This window comes from Scytonema hofmannii PCC 7110, assembly GCF_000346485.2.
Taxonomy (GTDB): domain Bacteria; phylum Cyanobacteriota; class Cyanobacteriia; order Cyanobacteriales; family Nostocaceae; genus Scytonema; species Scytonema hofmannii.
This window is the reverse complement of sequence record NZ_KQ976354.1, coordinates 7433758-7451435: the sequence shown is the minus strand read 5'-3', so window position 1 is coordinate 7451435 and position 17678 is coordinate 7433758. Positions and strand designations below refer to the sequence as shown.

The following is a 17678-nucleotide window of genomic DNA, read 5'->3' as shown; positions in this document are numbered from 1 at the left end:
TTACGTATCTTAGTATTTCACTGGTTCCAACATTTCTACACTTTGATAGCGATCGGTATAAGAATACCAGTCTAGATTGCCACGTATCCAAGCATGCATAATGGAGATATATTGTGCCAATTCCGTATCCAGTTCGTTTCCAAAAACGGGCATAGATGCTTCTAAGCTAACAAGAGACTCCATTTCTTTATCGTGCATGATAACAGCACGCTCGATTGAGGTTTCTAAAGAAAGCTGTTGTTGATAATGCAGTACTAAGACTATGTTATGTACATCACCACTAGCCATTTCTCTAGAGGCTGAAAAGACATCATTACACCAAGCAAGAACGTTAATTGTCATTAGCTTGAGCTTGTCTACAAAATAGTGATTTCGTAAAAAATTGCTCAGCATGAAGTTATTGCAAAATTCACTGACTGTTAGAAAAAGATTTCCCCCTACACTTGCTCGGCGTATCATCATATAAGTGTCAACGTCAGGCACAATATTTTGTGCGCGGACTGCTGCTTCTTCAACGCATCCTTGAAAGTATTCTTCAAAGTAAAGGAGGAAGTGACGAAACCATTCCTTGCTCGCTCTTTGAACCGTTCTCTGTCGCAGATCGTACAAGGCATGAGTTAGAGGTATATCATTGCTTGTAGGTTCTGCTCCATTTAAGATTTCCAAAAATCTTTTGTGATAAACCTTCAGGGCTTCAGGTTGTTTTTTCAACTCTGATAGATCGCATTGGTCGTCCCAAATAAACACCCAACTTAACCAATCATTTCCAATTTTCAATTCTTCCAACTCGCAGCTTGGATATGCACGTGCAGCTAATAAAAAGAATTTTGATTGAGAAAATCGACGGTAAGTTGATTCTTTAGCTAGTAAATTGAAGCGCAACACCCATTCTAAGGAATAATCGCCCATCACATCAACGTGTTGATTGATTTGAGATGGAAATGGACAGTGTAATTTAGGGAAAGTTAATTGAGCCATAAAACCTTTGATCAATTACAGAAATCTAGAACAAATTGACACGCTCTGAAATCAGTGGGTGTTATTATTCTTTTGAGTCGATACTTGCAAATTTGCTAAACTTTGCGGAGAAAGATAGAGCAAAGTTAAGTCCTTATCCATCAATGCAATAATTTGTTGAAATCTGATTTTTCCAAGATTTTCAATCTTTCATTTTTGAAAAAAAGGCTGAACTAGGACACTTTATACAGGCTTTAATTTTAAATTAAGCCTGCATTTTGTAGTGTTTCAGATAATTTCTATTTCTTCAAAAAATCTTTCTTATATAATCTTTGATTTTTTTTATATTTATTACATCCGCAACTTCCTATATTTATAAATTTAATGAATACTCAGTAAAACAGCGTATTTTCCCTTAGGTTATATAAAGAAATTATGAAGACAAAGCTTATTAATTGTGGAAATTACGTAAGTTTTCTGTTGTCAACTCTAAAACCGCACATTTATTTCAGGATTTTGTTAAATTTTTAGTTATTTTAATGAATTTTATATTAGTATATTTACTTAATTGTCATGAAGTCTTAATTTTTCTAAGCCTACAAAATATATAAGACCTATGCACTGTACAAATTGAGTATTATATGGATCGATGGATAATGGTCGTTTTAGACTTTAGGGGTGCAATGCCGCTGCGCCCCCATTGTTTCTAATCAGATAGTTAAGAAGAGCGAAAAGTGAGTCCCAAGTTTGCTCAAATCTCCGTCTATATGCGAGCGGAGAGTGGCTCAATTGCCAATACTGAAATTGTGCGATCGCTGGATTCGTCTGTTGCAGGTCTTTATTTGAAAAGAATATTATCCGAAGGAAGAAGTTTGAAGGAAGGACCGAAGTTGGAATTTCTATGCCGTTCGCGAAGCGTGCCGTATTCGGCATAGACGGCACGCTTCGCGAACAAACTTCTTTCTATAGGGGTTTAAAACCCCATCCCCTTAGGGTTGCCCGTTTTGAGTTGGGGTCAGAATCCACATATAAAAACAAAACTTCTTCCTTCTTTCTTCTTTCTTCTTCCTTCGTTCAATTGATTTTTGAAACATATGTAGGTGGGCAAATGCTACAAGATCCCCGACTTCTCAAAGAAGTCGGGGATCTTGATCTACTTAAGCGTCAACCAAATTACGGGTTAAGACTGACAGAATTTTCCTCTAACAAGGTAGGAACACTTTCCGCTTTAACCGTTGAATGTGTAATCGACTGCAAAATAGGAGTATTCGCTATCGAATTGTTAGCCAGCGTGAAGATGGGATTTGATAAAATCCCAATTACGGAAGTGGCAACTAATGTTACAATCAACCCTACCTGTATGGGTCTGTAACCGGGTAGATTCCAACGCACGTCTGGATAATTCTTAACTACGTCAGACATCTCATGAGGCTCCTTAACTACCATCATCCTGACAACACGGATATAATAGTAGATGGAAACCACAGTAGTGATTAAGCCAAGCAAGACTAAACCGTACTCTCCGGCTTGCCAACCAGCCCAGAACAGGTAGATTTTGCCGAAAAATCCGGCTAGTGGTGGAATACCACCTAATGAGAGTAAAGCAATACTCAATCCTAAAGTGAGGAGTGGGTCTTTCTGATACAAACCAGAGTATTCTGTGATTTGGTCTGTTCCTGTCCGTAAAGAGAATAGAATTACGCAGATGAAACCGCACAGATTCATGAACAGGTAAACAAACAGGTAAAAAATCATACTTGAATACCCTGCCTCAGTACCTGCTACCAAGCCAATCATGATAAATCCGGCTTGAGCAATGGAAGAATAAGCCAACATCCGTTTCATGCTGGTTTGAGCAAGGGCGACTACGTTACCCAAAATCATACTTAAAACGGCGAGGGCAGTGAAGACAAACTTCCACTCTTCAGCGACTAGGGGGAAGGCGGTTGTCAGCAGGCGGATAGCTAGGGCAAATCCAGCAGCTTTAGAACCAACGGATAAGAAAGCAATCACTGGAGTGGGTGCGCCTTCGTAAACGTCCGGTGTCCACTGATGAAAGGGGGCGGCAGAAATTTTGAAGCCAATTCCTGCAATTACAAACACCAAAGAAATGACTAAGCCCAGAGATTGACCGAAGCCAGATGTGGCAATTCCATTGGCGATCGCACTCAATTGTGTTTGTCCGCCGGATAAGCCATAAAGCAACGAAACCCCATACAAAAACACTGCTGTGCTTGAAGCGCCAATCAACAAGTATTTTAGTGCTGCTTCATTAGAACGGGGGTCGCGCTTTGTATAACCTGTGAGCAAGTAAGAGGAAATACTGAGGGTTTCTAGAGAGATGAAGATCATCACTAGCTCGCTAGCCCCTGATAAAAACATTCCTCCTAGGGTAGCGGTAAGCAAAATCGCTATAAACTCGGCTAAAGCAGTGCCGCTTTGTTCGACATAGCGAATCGACATCAAAATCGTCACGGCAGCAGACAAAGCGATGATACCGCGAAAGACGATGCTGAGGTCGTCACTATTAAAGGCACCAAGAAAGGAAATGGGATCTGTGTTATCCCATTGGAAATACAGGGCGACAATAGCAGTCAACAAACCCGCGATCGCTAGATACCCAATCCAGCGTGAGGATGTCCGCCCTACAATCAAGTCAACAATCAAAACCCCCAAGAGGGTAAGAATGACAATTCCCTCTGGCAATATGGTTCCAGCATTTAACTGGGAAGCAAGATTAGCAAAATCCATAAGCTATGTAGGTTTTGGTTATTAGGCGTTCAGATCCTACTGTTTCATTCTATTGAATCATTGCGATCGCTGCACCAACAGTTGTTAGCCTTTGTGAATTAAACGAGCGCTCCCCTTAAGTTAAATTATGTTTAAGTTTAAACAGGCAGATAAAATGTGCTATCTTTCTCGTACAATTTGTGCTTGTTCCTCTATGAGGCGATGCTGATGCCCGGTATCCGCTCTGGTGGTGCTAGAGTGAAATTGCTTTTATCCCTCAAAGTGGGGTACTAAATTTGAATAATGACAATAGGCTTAAGATAAAACCTTGAGGGGGATTTTGAAAATAGCACTCGTCAAAAACGCCGATTTTAAGTTAAAGATTAAAATAACTGGAAATTCCCACCCCTGATAAACCCGCCTCTCCCTTTGGGATAGGCTTTGCCAACAAGCAGGTCGGAAATTTCACCCCCAAAGACGGTTTGTGTAAGGATTAGATCGCATAATCCCAGAGCTAATGGTTGAACTAGACCGATACGCTCTTTATCATTTCTTTCAATTGATTATTTAGCCGAACAGCTATTATTTTTTTGTAATTTCCATGTCAACTCTCGTCATCGTCGAATCTCCGACCAAAGCTCGTACCATTCGCAACTACCTCCCAGCCGGTTACCGGGTAGAAGCGTCGATGGGACACGTGCGTGACCTACCCCAATCAGCTAGTGATATTCCCGCTAACGTCAAGGGAGAAGCATGGGCGCAACTTGGGGTAAATGTAGACGCCGACTTTGAGCCGCTCTATATTATCCCTAAAGATAAGAAGAAAGTTGTAACTCAACTGAAAGACGCTCTCAAAGAAGTAGATGAACTGATTCTGGCTACAGACGAAGACCGGGAAGGTGAAAGCATTAGTTGGCACTTATACCAGTTGCTCAAGCCAAAGGTTCCGACAAAGCGGATGGTGTTTCACGAGATTACTCAAGAAGCCATTAAAAAAGCTTTAAAAAACTGCCGCAATATTGATGAACAGCTAGTTCGCGCCCAAGAAACGCGGCGAATTTTGGACAGGTTGGTGGGTTATACCCTGTCTCCTTTGCTGTGGAAAAAAATTGCTTGGGGACTGTCAGCAGGACGCGTACAATCTGTAGCCGTGCGGCTTTTGGTTAAAAAAGAACGTCAGCGCCGTGCTTTCCGTCAAGGTTCCTACTGGGATTTGAAAGCCACGTTGATTCCGCCCGATTCAACCAAAGGAGCAGCATTTGCTTCTCAACTCATTACATTAAAAGGGATGAGGGTAGCCAATGGTAGTGACTTCGATGCGGCGACAGGAACCATTCCAAGTGATCGCAATGTCGTCCTGCTCAATCAAGACCAAGCCGAAGCCCTCAGAGAACAACTCTTAGGAAAAACCTGGAAAGTCATAGAGGTTGAAGAACGCCCCGTAACGCGCAAACCTTCGCCACCGTTCACCACTTCTACCCTACAGCAAGAAGCCAACCGCAAATACCGCATGGGAGCACGAGATACCATGCGGACTGCCCAAAGTTTGTACGAGCAGGGTTATATCACCTATATGCGTACAGACTCAGTACATTTGTCAGATCAAGCCATTGTTGCTGCTCGCGAGTGCGTGGAAAACCGTTACGGAAAGGAATACCTCAGCCCCCAACCACGACAGTACACGACCAAATCCAAAGGAGCACAAGAAGCGCACGAAGCCATTCGTCCCGCAGGTAGCACCTTCCGCACACCCCAAGAAACCGGTCTGGGCGGGCGGGAATTGCAGTTGTATGACTTGATTTGGAAGCGGACTGTTGCTTCCCAAATGGCAGACTCCCGCCAAACTCAAGTGAGCGTGCAGTTGCAAGTCGAAGATGCTGGTTTCCGTTCTTCTGGCAAACGCATTGATTTTCCAGGTTACCTCCGTGCTTACGTTGAAGGTTCTGACGATCCGGAAGCAGCTCTAGAAGATCAGGAAGTTATTTTACCGAATTTAAAAGTCGGAGATAGCCCCAACTGCCAAGAATTAGAAGCCGTTGGTCACGAAACTCAACCACCAGCTAGATATACTGAAGCAACCTTGGTAAAAACTTTGGAAAGTGAAGGTATCGGGCGTCCCAGTACTTATGCCAGCATTATTGGCACAATTATTGATAAAGGGTACGCTCAATTGATGAGTAATGCGCTTATCCCAACTTTCACAGCCTTCGCTGTCACTGAGTTGTTGGAAAAGTACTTCCCCGATGTCGTCGATCCAAGCTTTACTTCCAAAATGGAGCAAACATTGGATGACATCGCTACTGGTGAGGCGCTGTGGCTTCCTTACCTGCGAGCGTTCTACTCAGGAGACAAAGGCTTAGAAACCCAGGTTAAGGAAAAAGAAAACCAAATTGATGCCAGTTCAGCCCGGACAGTAGAACTGGAAAATTTAGATGTCAAAGTTCGGATCGGAAAGTACGGCGCTTATATAGAAAAAGAAAATGGAGAACAGGTTGTTACTGCCTCAATTCCCAAAGACCTCACTCCAGCCGACCTCGATCCGCAAAAAGTAGAAACAATCTTGCGACAAAAAATTGTCGGTCCGGACGAAATTGGAACTCATCCAGAAACAGGCGAACCCATTTACCTTAAAATTGGACCTTACGGACTTTACGTTCAGTTGGGCGACAAATCGGAAGAAAACCCCAAACCAAAACAAGCATCCTTGCCCAAAGGCGTTACATCCGAAAATATTACCCTGGAAATCGCAATTGGTTTATTGGCTCTACCTCGGAAATTAGGCCCTCATCCAGCAACTGGTGCTGAAATCCAAGCAAACCTGGGACGCTTTGGACCTTATGTTGTTCACAACCAAAGTGGAGAAAAGGAATATCGCTCCCTAAAATCTGGCGATGACATCTTGACAATAACACTAGAACGTGCATTGGAATTATTGTCGGAACCCAAAAAAGGGCGTAACTCCTCCAGTAGCAAATCTAAAGCAGCTGAAAAGGAATTAGGTCCTCACCCAGAGGATGGTGAACCAGTAAACATCTACAAAGGTCCCTACGGACCATATATTAAGCACGGTAAAACCAACGTGCGAATTCCAGATGAGCAATCGGTAGAAGATATGTCCCTAGCTTCCGCGTTAGAACTATTGGCAACCAAAGCCTCAACTGGAAAATCTGGAAAATCTACACGCAAAACAACGAGTAAATCAACAACCTCCAGTTCTAAATCTTCTACCAAGTCCTCAACCACAACGGGCAAAAAAACGAAAAAAGCTAGTTAGTGGTTAGTTGTTAGTTGTTAGTTGTTTTGAGTAAACTGTGCGGGTTGATGAAAATGAGCATTGGGCATTGGTTAACCACTAACCACTAACCACTAACCACTAACCACTAACCAATTTTTCTGATAAAATAGCAACACAGCCAAAAATTGGGACGTCGAGTACGTAAAATACAGGCTACATCCTATAGATGGCACATACCCAATTAGAAAGGTATGGGAGAAACCTATCTATCAGCCAAAAGTGCAAAGATACTGCAGTTTCTCCGTGTAATAATAAACATATTGAATGAGTAGCTTAGGAGCGTTCAGTTCAATGGATTATATAGAAAACCTGCTAGAAAAACTTAGGGAACTGGCACAAAAGTTGATAGAAGCCATTCTAGGACCAGCTTCAGAGCCAGAGCCGGAATTGATTCCAATTCCAGTAGAAGACCGCTCGCGCCGTAGATAAGAGTAACACAAGGTGCAAGGCTTGTCATCAGCGTCCCTAAGTATTCTAGTATTGCACGGACCTAACCTTAATCTCCTCGGACAGCGAGAGCCAGGAATTTATGGCTCGCTGACACTAGCCGAAATCAATCGGATTTTGGAAGATGAAGGTGCAAAAGTGCAAGCAAAAATTTATCCAATACAATCAAACCATGAAGGTGCTTTAGTAGACGCTATTCATGACTCACTGGGGCAACATAATGGTATTTTGATTAACGCTGGCGCGTACACCCATACAAGTGTGGCATTACGAGATGCGATCGCTGCTGTGAATTTACCGACAGTAGAAGTGCATTTAAGTAACATCTACCGCAGGGAAGATTTTCGCCATCACTCGTACATAGCTCCAGTAGTGATTGGGCAAATTAGCGGATTTGGTGCACAAAGCTATACGTTGGGCTTACAGGCGTTAGTGCATCACTTAAGAAGATTATGAATTATAAATGAATTATGAATTGTGAATCATTTAGCATTCATAATTCATCAATTCATATTTATTTTATGCGTTATTCACTTTTAAATCGCTGTCATGGAGTCTTACTAGGGGCAATTATTGGGGAAAACACAGCTTTAAGGAATAAAGATGTTTCTGAGAATGCACAAGTGCTATCAGAAGAAGCTATGCATTGGAGCCAAATAGCAACTTCTTATACTGAAAGTTTGATTGCACTTTCGCCGATTGAGACTAGCGCTCGTTGGTGCAAGCAGCAGCAAGAGCAAGGAATACAACTAGAAGATGGGTTGTCAGTTATTCCCGCATCTGTACCAGTGGTACTATTTTTTCATGAAAATTTAATTAAGTTGCGCCAAAACTCGATCGCGATCGCAGAATTTTGGCAGAGCGATCCAATGATAAGAGACGGAATGCTAGCAGTAAGTTATGCGATCGCTCAATCTCTAACGGAAAAACTGACCCCAGCCACCCTCATCCCCCAAACCATTTCCTTTATTGGAGAAACACCAACAAGTTTGCCAAAACAGCTATTAAAAGTTAAGAATTTATTAGAAAGTGGCGCGGGGTTAGACAGCGCACAAGCTGAGTTAACCAGAGAAGAAAAGCCAGGAAACGTCATAGCTATGGCATTTTACTGTTTTCTTAGTACGCTAGAAGATTTTAGTCTTGCAGTATTACGAGCAGATAGGTTGGGTCGTTACTCAAAAACGATCGCTACATTGACGGGTGCTTTATCAGGAGCATATAACAGCACAGCAGGTATTCCCCTGACTTGGCAAATCTCACTTGATCGTTCAAATTTAGCTCAAAAGTGGCAAATAGCTAGCTCTTATAATATGTTAAGATTAATAAAGACACTAATGGCAGTGTGGTCAGGAGTGTATGATATTGCTCGTGATTCAAATGAGTTTGGCGAAGAAAAGAGTTTGTTGGGGTCGAGTTTCTGGTCGCCCTCACAGGCAATAGCAGCTCCTCGCGTCATTCGGCTGCGCTAATGCTATTCCCATCATTTTTATGCTGTGAGGTGCATACCAATACACGCAAATCAATAAATATTTATAAAATGTAGTATATTTTCATACTAATCTTAAGGAAGTTGTATCAATTTGTAACAAGAATGCGACAGCAAGTTAGGTGAAAGTAATCCTAGAAAAAGCTTTACTCAATCCAAAATCCCCTAATCCAAAATCCAAAATCCAAAATCGTAATTCCCAGGGAGCAATTGTGACAAATCTGCTAAAAGTGTGTTTCCGCTCCGGATGGTGTTGTTTTAAGCTAATAACGTAAGGAACTGCGGTCATAGGTAATGAAAACGCAGCAATTTTTTGTGTCCGTGACCCAGAAATTGATTGAATGGCGGCGACAGTACAAAGAGTTACGCCATCAGTCCTACGTATTAGACAAAAGTGAGATAGACAAACATCAAACATTAAGCTCGGCAAGTTCAACTACGAAGACAGTTAAACGTAGAAATGGAGTTTATACAGTTGTTCTTAGTTGTTTGAACGGCAAGCATTCCCCTGTTGTGTTTACGATCGCAGTCCTATCTCTTACAGGAGTTCTAGGACAAAAATTGTACAATCAGCCGCAGTTGCAAATCGGAGCTATTGCGCCACAGACCATTAAAGCACCCGAAGAAGCCAGTATTGAGAATAAGAAACAAACAGAAGAACAGCGCAAAGCTGCTAGTACAAGCTCCACGCCAGTTTTAATGGTCAATCCACAAATTAATGAAGAAATTCAACAAAATTTACAACAAATTTTGAGTGAAGGGAACAACATTCGCTCGTCTTTGGGAGCTTTTCCATTTTTTGATACTTTTATTTTATCCGTCTCAACCCAGCGTTACGTGCGATCGTGTTCTCATTGGGAATGGCAAGCGTTGCTACTTGCTGTAGACAACACTGGAAAGTACAAGCAAGGGCTATCAAATAAAGAAAACCTGGGTACAAAGGATTTAAAAGCAAACGATTTGTTTCGCAATGCTGACTTTGCCCAAGCCGTGCAGGAATTAGAAACCTACCGTTTATCCGCAAACGAGCAAAACTTCTCCTCACTTATCGCTCAAATTATCAAAGTCCGTCAAGGGTATGCGATCGCGAGTACGAAACTTTCAGATCTGATAGGGGCTAAACCCGAAACAGTTTATGATGCAACTTCCCTTCTTGACATCTCAGATGATGACTGGGCGAAGACACAAGTGGGAATTCAGCAAACTGCACAAAGAATTCTCACCCAAGGTATACCGCCTGGACTTCCTCCCCACATTATTACAGATGCAGTCACTTTACACGTACATACATTAGTGCCAAATGTTGCTGAGCGTTTGGCCATCAAACTGCTGTTAGCGGTGCTACAACCCAATCTTCAAACTGATAAATTACGAACGCAACTTATGGCAGCAAAAGCGGCGGCTGGTGTCAAACCGGTGATGGTGACTGTGCGAAAAGGTGAGTTGATTGTTCGCAGGGGAGAAAAAATCACTGCGTTTGATTTTGAAGTTCTGGAGTATTATCACCTCATTCGTCGCGAGATTAACTGGCAAGGATTGATACAACTCGGAATAACGGTGACTGGGGCGGTTGGCTTTTTTGCTATTTTGGAACGGCGAAGTCAATGTAAATTAAGACAAAGCGATCGCCTGCTCATATTACTGCTAACACTCAGTACACCATTAGCGATCACTCTGGGTACGCCACACACAACTTGGAGTGCTGTTGGTTTGTTGTTGGGTAGCTTCTATGGACCCCGTTTGGGAATTACAGTTATAGGGCTACTGTCGATAGTGCTACCAATAAGTTTAGATGTTAGTAAAGTCACTCTTTTAGCTGGGACAGCAGCAGGAATTTTAGGGAGTTGTATGGCACAAAAACTGCACTCCCGTGAGGAACTAGCGCTTTTAAGTGTTGCGATCGCTTTAACTCAGGGCGGTGTTTATCTAGTTCTCCGACTGCTACTGAGCGCCGCATTGGGTGTTTTCCCATATTATACAGTTATCCAAAATGCTGTATTGTTTGCGCTGTCCAGTTTAGCTTGGAGTATAGTGGCATTGGGGTTAAGCCCATATTTAGAAAAACTCTTCGATCTGGTGACTTCAATCCGTTTATCAGAATTAGCTAACCCCAACCGTCCTTTGTTAAAAAAACTTGCTACTGAAACTCCAGGTACTTTTCAACACACGCTACTTGTTGCCACCCTTGCTGAGGCAGCTGCCAAGTCTTTGAAGTGTAATGTCGAACTTGTACGAGCGGGTGCCTTATATCACGATATTGGTAAAATGCACGACCCCATGGCATTTATTGAAAATCAAATGGGGAGACCCAATAAACACGATACAGAAATTCAAGACCCTTGGAAAAGCGCACAAATCATTAAAAAGCACGTTAGTGAAGGGTTGGTGATGGCAAGAAAACACAGTTTACCTTCACTAATTCAAGCATTTATTCCAGAACATCAGGGAACAATGCAAATTGCTTATTTCTACCATCAAGCGCAACAAATGGCGCAAGCAGACCCGAATTTAAAAGTAGATGAAGCTGATTTTCGTTATGAAGGTCCCGTCCCTCAATCAAGGGAAACAGGTATTGTCATGTTAGCAGATTCCTGCGAAGCCGCTTTGCGATCGCTCAAAGAGGTTTCCCCAGAACAAGCTTTAGTCATGCTCAATAATATACTCCGAGCTAAGTGGCAAGACAATCAATTAGATGCATCGGGATTAACACGAGAGGAAATGTCTCAAATTGCAGAAATTTTCCTACAAGTTTGGCAACAATTTCATCACAAGCGCATCGCTTATCCCAAATCGAAATAATCTCATTTTGGATTTGGGATTTTAGATTTTGGATTTTGGATTGAGGGATTGGGGATTATAGCGGTTTGCATCTGATCGAAGTACAAATTTATCTGCGTTCGTCTGCGTTCATCTGCGGTTCCATAACATTATTTCATTTAAAAGAGGCAAAGTAAAACGTGAAATATATTTGTGTATTTTGTGCTTCTAGAAGAGGAGCACAACCAGCTTACAAACAAGCAGCCAAACAGTTAGGTGAAGTGCTAGCAACACGACAGCTAGGTTTAGTTTACGGGGGTGCCAAAGTAGGGCTAATGGGTGCGCTCGCTGATGCTACTCTTGCAGCAGGAGGAGAAGTTATCGGTGTTATTCCAGAATTTATGGTTGCCAAAGAAATTGCTCACAATGGAATTACACAGCTTCATATTGTTAATTCCATGCACGAACGTAAAACCATGATGTCGCAAATTGCCGATGCTTTCGTGGCACTTCCTGGAGGTCTTGGAACCCTCGAAGAGTTTTGCGAAATCTTAACATGGTCACAATTGGGATTGCATAAAAAGCCTTGTGGCGTACTCAATATAAATGGTTATTACGATTCTTTGCTAGCATTTTTTGATAAAGCCGTGACTGAAGAATTTTTACGGCCTACCCATCGTTCCTTAGTTTTAGAAGCATCAGAACCAGAAAAATTACGGCTCTTCAGTACTTGTTATGCTAAAATAACAAGTACTGAAGAGGGAACAGGGAACAGGGAACGGGGAACAGTGAAGAAAGAAACGAAGTTTTCTGTTTGCCTTGCCTGATAACATTTTTGTAAATCTAACAGTTATGGTAAGGAAAAAAGGTATTAAAGCTTTAACGGAAATTCTGGATATAGAAGGGGTAAAAGTCATATCCCATCGGCTTCATGCTGGAATTGGACTTATACTACAAACCGAATCAATTTCTGATTATAGTATTTGCCTACGTTGTGGAACCGTAAGTCATAGATTACATCAAAATCATCGATACATAGTAAAAGACTTACCATTTGGAGAAAAACCAGTTTTTTTAGAAATAAACTTTTATACAATTCAAATGTGAGGTGTGTAAAAAACCTTTTAGTGAAGAATTAGATTTCGTAAGCCGAAAAAGGACATATACAAAAAGATTAGCTCAAAAAATAATACAAGACGTTTTAGAAAACGATATTCACAGTGTTGCATCCAAAGGAATTGTGACGACAGAAGAAATAGAAAGAATGTTAAAAGATGCATCTACAGGATTATCTTCATCAAAACATGACGGATTAAAAAGACTGGGAATTGACGAAATAGCTTTGGTGAAAGGTCATGGAAATTACTGTGCAGTCTTAACAGATTTGGATACATCTAAACCAATTACAATTTTACATGGGCGCACACAAGAAGTCATAAGAGAAATCTTAATTGAATGGGGGAATGATGTTTTAGATAAAATAGAAGAAGTGAGTATAGATTTATGGCAAGGTTATAAAAGTTTAGTGAAAGAATTAATGCCTCATGCACAAGTAGTGGCTGACAGATTTCATGTAATGGTACAGATAAACAAGGAACTAGATACACAAAGAAAGAGAGAAAAAAGTCAAATAGAATCAGTTATAAAAAAAGCGGAATCTCCTCAAGATAAAGCAGACAGTGAAAAAATTTTACAAGGACTTACAAAAAGTAAATATATTTTACTTAAGAATGAAGAAGATCTAAATCAAGTCCAACAAGAGAAATTAATTGAAGTCAAACAAGTTTCTCCTAGTCTAAAAATCATGCATGAATTAAAAGAGGAAATTCGACAAATTTTTGAAACAATAAGTAATTGGGAAGCCGGATTATTTAAACTAGGAACATGGTTATTTAAAGCGAAAAAACATTTTCCTAAGAGCTATAACACAATACTTCGTTGGCTAGATGAGATCGTTGCTTACTTTGATAATAGGACAACAAGCGGAGTTGTAGAAGGTATTAATAACAAACTCAAGCTCATCAAACGCGCTGCTTATGGTTTTAGAAATTTTGACAACTTTCGAATTCGGTGCCTATTAACTTGGCATTTCAATTGCTAACTAAACATTGATGAATTTTGATAATCTTGAGGGTTTTCATGGCAGAGATTAATGATTTTAAAGACTTAAAAATCTGGCAAAAAGGTATGGATATAGCCGAAAAGTGCTATTTTTTGACTAAACCTTTTCCCAAAGACGAGTTATATGGCATGGTACAACAAATTAGGAAATCCGCTGTCTCTATTCCAGCCAATATAGCCGAGGGATATGGAAGAAGATTGACACTTGAATACATTAGATTTCTGAATATTGCTCAAGGCTCGGTTAATGAATTAGAAACACACGTTATTCTATCGCATCGGGTAGGTCTATCTAAACAAGAAGATATAGAACCAATTATTTCTTTGCTACGAGAAGAGAGTCGAATGATTATTGCCCTCATTAAGAAGCTAGAATAACGCTCTCTTCCCTTTTTTCCTTTTTCCTTTTTCCTTTCTTCACTGTTCCCTGTTCCCTGTTCCCTGTTCCCTCTTCAGTACTTGTTATTTTAGCATAACAAGTACTGAAGAACCAAAATTACTAGATATGCTAGCAGATTATCAACATCAACATCTAGATAAATGGATTGGGAAAGAGGTCAAACCTTAATGCCAAATTTACTTCAACAAAAGATTATAAAGAAGTAGCAATTGGTATTGAAGATGGTAACATGTTGTAATGTTTGATAACGTTTGTAAATTCCTAGCAGAAACTTTCTCCACTGACTTTGCTTCTTGGCTCATTGGAGAACCAATTGCTTTAACCGAGTTAAGTCCAAGCGAACTATCTCTCGAACCAATTCGTGCCGACGCACTAATTCTATTAGAGTCCCCAGAGGTGATACTTCATTTGGAGTTCCAAACCAACCCGGATAAAGACATCCCATTTCGCATGATAGATTACCGCGTGCGAGGTTATCGTCGCTTTCCCGAAAAGCGGATGTATCAAGTGGTCATTTACTTGAAACAGACAGACTCAGAAGAGGTGTATAAAAATACCTTTTCAATTCCTGGCACTCTTCATGAATTCAACGTCATTCGTCTTTGGGAACAGCCAAAAGAAGTGTTGTCACAATATGTAGGTCTATTACCATTTGCAGTATTATGCCAAGCAGACGAAGGTGGGCGCGAAGCGACACTCAAGCAAGTGGCAAGAGAAATAGACAGAATTGATGACCGGCGACAACAAAGCAATGTGGCTGCAGCAACAGCCATCTTAGCGGGTTTAGTATTGGATAAGGGGTTGATTAAAAAAGTACTGAAAAAGGAAATAATGAAAGAATCTGTCATTTATCAAGATATCTGGGATGAAGCTAGAATCGAAGGTCGTGCCGAAGGTCGTGCCGAAGGTCGTGCCGAAGGTCGTGCCGAAGGTCGTGCCGAAGGTCGTGCCGAAGGTCTCGAAGAAGGGATTCAGCAAGTTGCTGTTAACTTACTAAAAAATGGCATCACACCTGAAGATGTGGTGAAGTTTACAGGATTATCTCTTGAAGAGGTACAGTCTTTGCGGTCGCAATTGAATTAATCTTAGAAAGAGACAAGCTTTGAGATGAATTCAATCTGTTTGTAGTTGCACTATCTTCTCATAAGAGCGCAGCTACAAGCTAAACCCCCACGAGCCATAGCCCACAACGAGGGAACAAAAATTTCTTCCCCCTACTCCCTACTCCCCACTCCCTACTCCCCATTTACACCGATTGACTAAATAATAAAAGTGCTGTTTGAAATAACCCGACAACAAAACCTAAAATACCGCCTAAATTGACAATTGCCTGCAATTCATTTTTGACAATTCCTTCAATTGCTGCTTCCAAGTCAGCAGGAGAGGTGGATTTCACTCGGTCAACAATCACTTGGTCAATTGACAAAATGGGGATTGTTTGAGCCACGATAGCTTCTAAATCTCGTTCCAAATACCTCTCTAAAATCAGAGCTAGTTCCTTACTAACAACTTCTAAGGAAGCACTCACAACAGATGAAGTGCTAAGGCGGTTAACGAGTAACATAGCTATATGCTCCCAGTCCACAGAGCCACTTAATCCTTGGAGTAAATCGCTACCCCTTGTTTGTAAATAATGTCGGACACTATCGCGTGTCGTTTTTCGCAATTGTCGCACCGTACCTATTGGTAAGTTTTGTAATGATAAGTTTTGTAAAAATCGCTTGAGGCGATCGCGTACTTGTAGTTCTCGAATCAATTCCTGTAGACGAGCATTGGTCGCATCTTTTTCATCCAAGCAGTAAGTACGCAAACGGCTGAGAGTATTTCGCAAGCCAAAGAGATTTGCTACCACCCAATATGTACCGCTGGTTTTTTCCCGAAAGCTTTCATCAATAGCTTGGATGGTGCGATCTGTCAAAAAGTCAATCACAGCCTGTCGCAATACATCTGGAGGAATAACCACTTGTAGCAGCCAATCAGCGAGACGAGTTGCTTGTTCGTCAGTTAATTGAAATTCCAGTAATATCTGGTCAAAAATTTGATTAACTTGTACTTCCAAAAAGTCTTCTCGCCGAGCCAGTACCTTGAGGAGGCGTGGTAAAGACTCCCCTAACAAATCCCGCAATATTCCTGACAAAATCTTAGCTGTTTTCTGCTCGCGATCGGATTTGACTTGGTCAATTGCCAAACGCAGCAGCCAAAGAATTGCTCCTTGTACGCGTTCGGTTTGCAACAATCGTCGCGCCAGATTTTGCAATTCTTCTGGAGTGAGCAGCGACCCCATGATTGTGTTGGAGATATTCTTAGCAAGCCGTTCTTGGTTGCGGGGAATTAATCCAGGGGTAAATGGAACTCTTCGCCCACCGATATAAATTGCTCGGTAGGGACGAAATAACATTTTGATGGCTATGTCGTTAGTAAAATAGCCGATAATTCCACCCGCTACAGGGGGAGAAACATAAAGCCAAAGATGAGACCAATCCATTGAGTTAAGAGGATTTTAGATTTTGGATTTTGGATTTTGGATTTTGGATTTTGGGTTTTGGCTAACAATTAATGGTACAAATCGCAACTACTAGTTAGCACTCCCTAATCTAAAATCGCAAATCTAAAATCTAAAATTTTGTAAGCACTAGCACTCCCATCATACCGTTCATGAGAGGGTAGTGTGTGACAGAAGTAAAACCAACTTGACGACCAATCTCGACTTGTTCCACTCCTGTGGGAAATCGCTCAAGGCTGGGACTAATATACGCGTATTCCTCCTTGACACCCATGTGGCTTGCTATGGGAACCACGAGATTGTCCAAATACCATTGCTGAAAAACACGCATTTGAGGATTGCTGGGACGGTGAAAATCCAAAATTGCTGCTCTAGCACCTTTTTTAAGGACGCGATGTAATTCTTTTAAACTCTGAGGAATACTTGTGACATTTCTTAAACCATAACCCATTGTTGCGGCATCAAAGCGGTCATCGTCAAAGGGTAAATTCAAAATATCAGCTTCTATCCAAGTGATGGGAGAGCGAGGATACTGACTTTGAGTGCGAGATTTTGCAACTTCTAGCAACTGTGGAGAAAAGTCCACTCCAAAGACCTGTCCTGTGAGTCCCACGCGCCTTGCTAGCACAAAAGATAAATCTCCACTCCCACAGCACAAATCAAGACTTGTATCACCAGGTTTAGCTCCGCTCCATTTCACCGTCATTTCTTTCCAAATGCGATGCTGTCCCAAACTCAACCAATCATTTAGGCGATCGTAAACGGGAGCAATACGGTCAAAAATAGTCTTAACTTCATTATTAGTCATTTGTCAAGGCTCAAGAGTTCATCGCTAAGAAATTTTCATAAATTTATAGGTTTTAGATATAGGTTTTCGCACTATTGATCGTTTATAGTACCGAGTGAGTGGCAAAAAAGTCAGCCACATTTCAATGCGGGAGGAAATGCTCCACGGCTATGAGGACAACTGACCTTCTAGTAA

Annotated in this window: 13 protein-coding genes and 1 pseudogene; 10 read left to right on the top strand and 4 right to left on the bottom strand. The window is 41.4% G+C overall.

What is annotated here, in order from left to right; genetic code table 11:
• Window positions 1–9: 9 nt before the first annotated feature.
• The gene (locus tag WA1_RS31215; RefSeq protein WP_017740378.1) at window positions 10–978 is read right to left on the bottom strand and encodes a terpene synthase family protein; all 969 of its coding nucleotides are present in this window, start codon (window positions 976–978) and stop codon (window positions 10–12) included.
• A 713-nt stretch (window positions 979–1691) separates the two neighbouring features.
• Here WA1_RS31215 and WA1_RS55620 point away from each other — a divergent pair.
• Window positions 1692–1892, top strand: coding sequence for a hypothetical protein (locus WA1_RS55620; RefSeq protein ID WP_148662799.1), 201 nt, complete (start codon window positions 1692–1694; stop codon window positions 1890–1892).
• Between the two features lie 238 nt (window positions 1893–2130).
• Here the strand turns inward: WA1_RS55620 and WA1_RS31205 are convergent, their stop codons facing one another.
• Window positions 2131–3708, bottom strand: a complete 1578-nt coding sequence (locus WA1_RS31205; RefSeq protein ID WP_017740380.1) for an NAD(P)H-quinone oxidoreductase subunit N — start codon at window positions 3706–3708, stop codon at window positions 2131–2133.
• Between the two features lie 580 nt (window positions 3709–4288).
• On the opposite strand from WA1_RS31205, the gene topA reads away from it, so the two are divergent.
• From topA to WA1_RS31165, 9 genes and pseudogenes are all read left to right on the top strand, one after another.
• Entirely contained in the window at window positions 4289–6961 is a 2673-nt protein-coding gene (gene topA, locus WA1_RS31200; protein WP_017740381.1) for a type I DNA topoisomerase, read from the top strand.
• A 312-nt stretch (window positions 6962–7273) separates the two neighbouring features.
• Window positions 7274–7411 carry a hypothetical protein gene (locus WA1_RS58280; RefSeq protein ID WP_017740382.1) on the top strand — a complete coding sequence of 46 codons (138 nt, stop codon included), beginning with the start codon at window positions 7274–7276 and terminating at the stop codon, window positions 7409–7411.
• A 12-nt stretch (window positions 7412–7423) separates the two neighbouring features.
• Entirely contained in the window at window positions 7424–7885 is a 462-nt protein-coding gene (aroQ, locus tag WA1_RS31195) for a type II 3-dehydroquinate dehydratase (protein ID WP_017740383.1), read from the top strand.
• A gap of 65 nt (window positions 7886–7950) precedes the next feature.
• Window positions 7951–8898, top strand: coding sequence for an ADP-ribosylglycohydrolase family protein (locus WA1_RS31190; protein WP_026134351.1), 948 nt, complete (start codon window positions 7951–7953; stop codon window positions 8896–8898).
• 311 nt (window positions 8899–9209) lie between these two features.
• Window positions 9210–11714 carry an HD family phosphohydrolase gene (locus tag WA1_RS31185; protein WP_017740386.1) on the top strand — a complete coding sequence of 835 codons (2505 nt, stop codon included), beginning with the start codon at window positions 9210–9212 and terminating at the stop codon, window positions 11712–11714.
• Window positions 11715–11872: 158 nt separating this feature from the next.
• A complete protein-coding gene (locus WA1_RS31180) occupies window positions 11873–12499 on the top strand; it encodes an LOG family protein (protein ID WP_081402973.1) in 627 nt (208 codons plus the stop codon).
• A 25-nt stretch (window positions 12500–12524) separates the two neighbouring features.
• Window positions 12525–13773, top strand: a pseudogene (locus tag WA1_RS31175) (ISL3 family transposase).
• Window positions 13774–13811: 38 nt separating this feature from the next.
• Window positions 13812–14171 carry a four helix bundle protein gene (locus tag WA1_RS31170; protein ID WP_066613067.1) on the top strand — a complete coding sequence of 120 codons (360 nt, stop codon included), beginning with the start codon at window positions 13812–13814 and terminating at the stop codon, window positions 14169–14171.
• 259 nt (window positions 14172–14430) lie between these two features.
• Window positions 14431–15276, top strand: coding sequence for an Rpn family recombination-promoting nuclease/putative transposase (locus WA1_RS31165; RefSeq protein ID WP_017740388.1), 846 nt, complete (start codon window positions 14431–14433; stop codon window positions 15274–15276).
• A gap of 163 nt (window positions 15277–15439) precedes the next feature.
• On the opposite strand, the gene WA1_RS31160 is transcribed toward WA1_RS31165, so the two are convergent.
• Both WA1_RS31160 and ubiE read right to left on the bottom strand, forming a co-directional pair.
• Window positions 15440–16678 (bottom strand): DUF445 domain-containing protein, encoded by a 1239-nt coding sequence (locus WA1_RS31160; RefSeq protein ID WP_017740389.1) that lies wholly within the window; start codon window positions 16676–16678, stop codon window positions 15440–15442.
• 130 nt (window positions 16679–16808) lie between these two features.
• A complete protein-coding gene (gene ubiE / locus WA1_RS31155) occupies window positions 16809–17504 on the bottom strand; it encodes a bifunctional demethylmenaquinone methyltransferase/2-methoxy-6-polyprenyl-1,4-benzoquinol methylase UbiE (RefSeq protein WP_017740390.1) in 696 nt (231 codons plus the stop codon).
• Window positions 17505–17678: the final 174 nt, after the last annotated feature.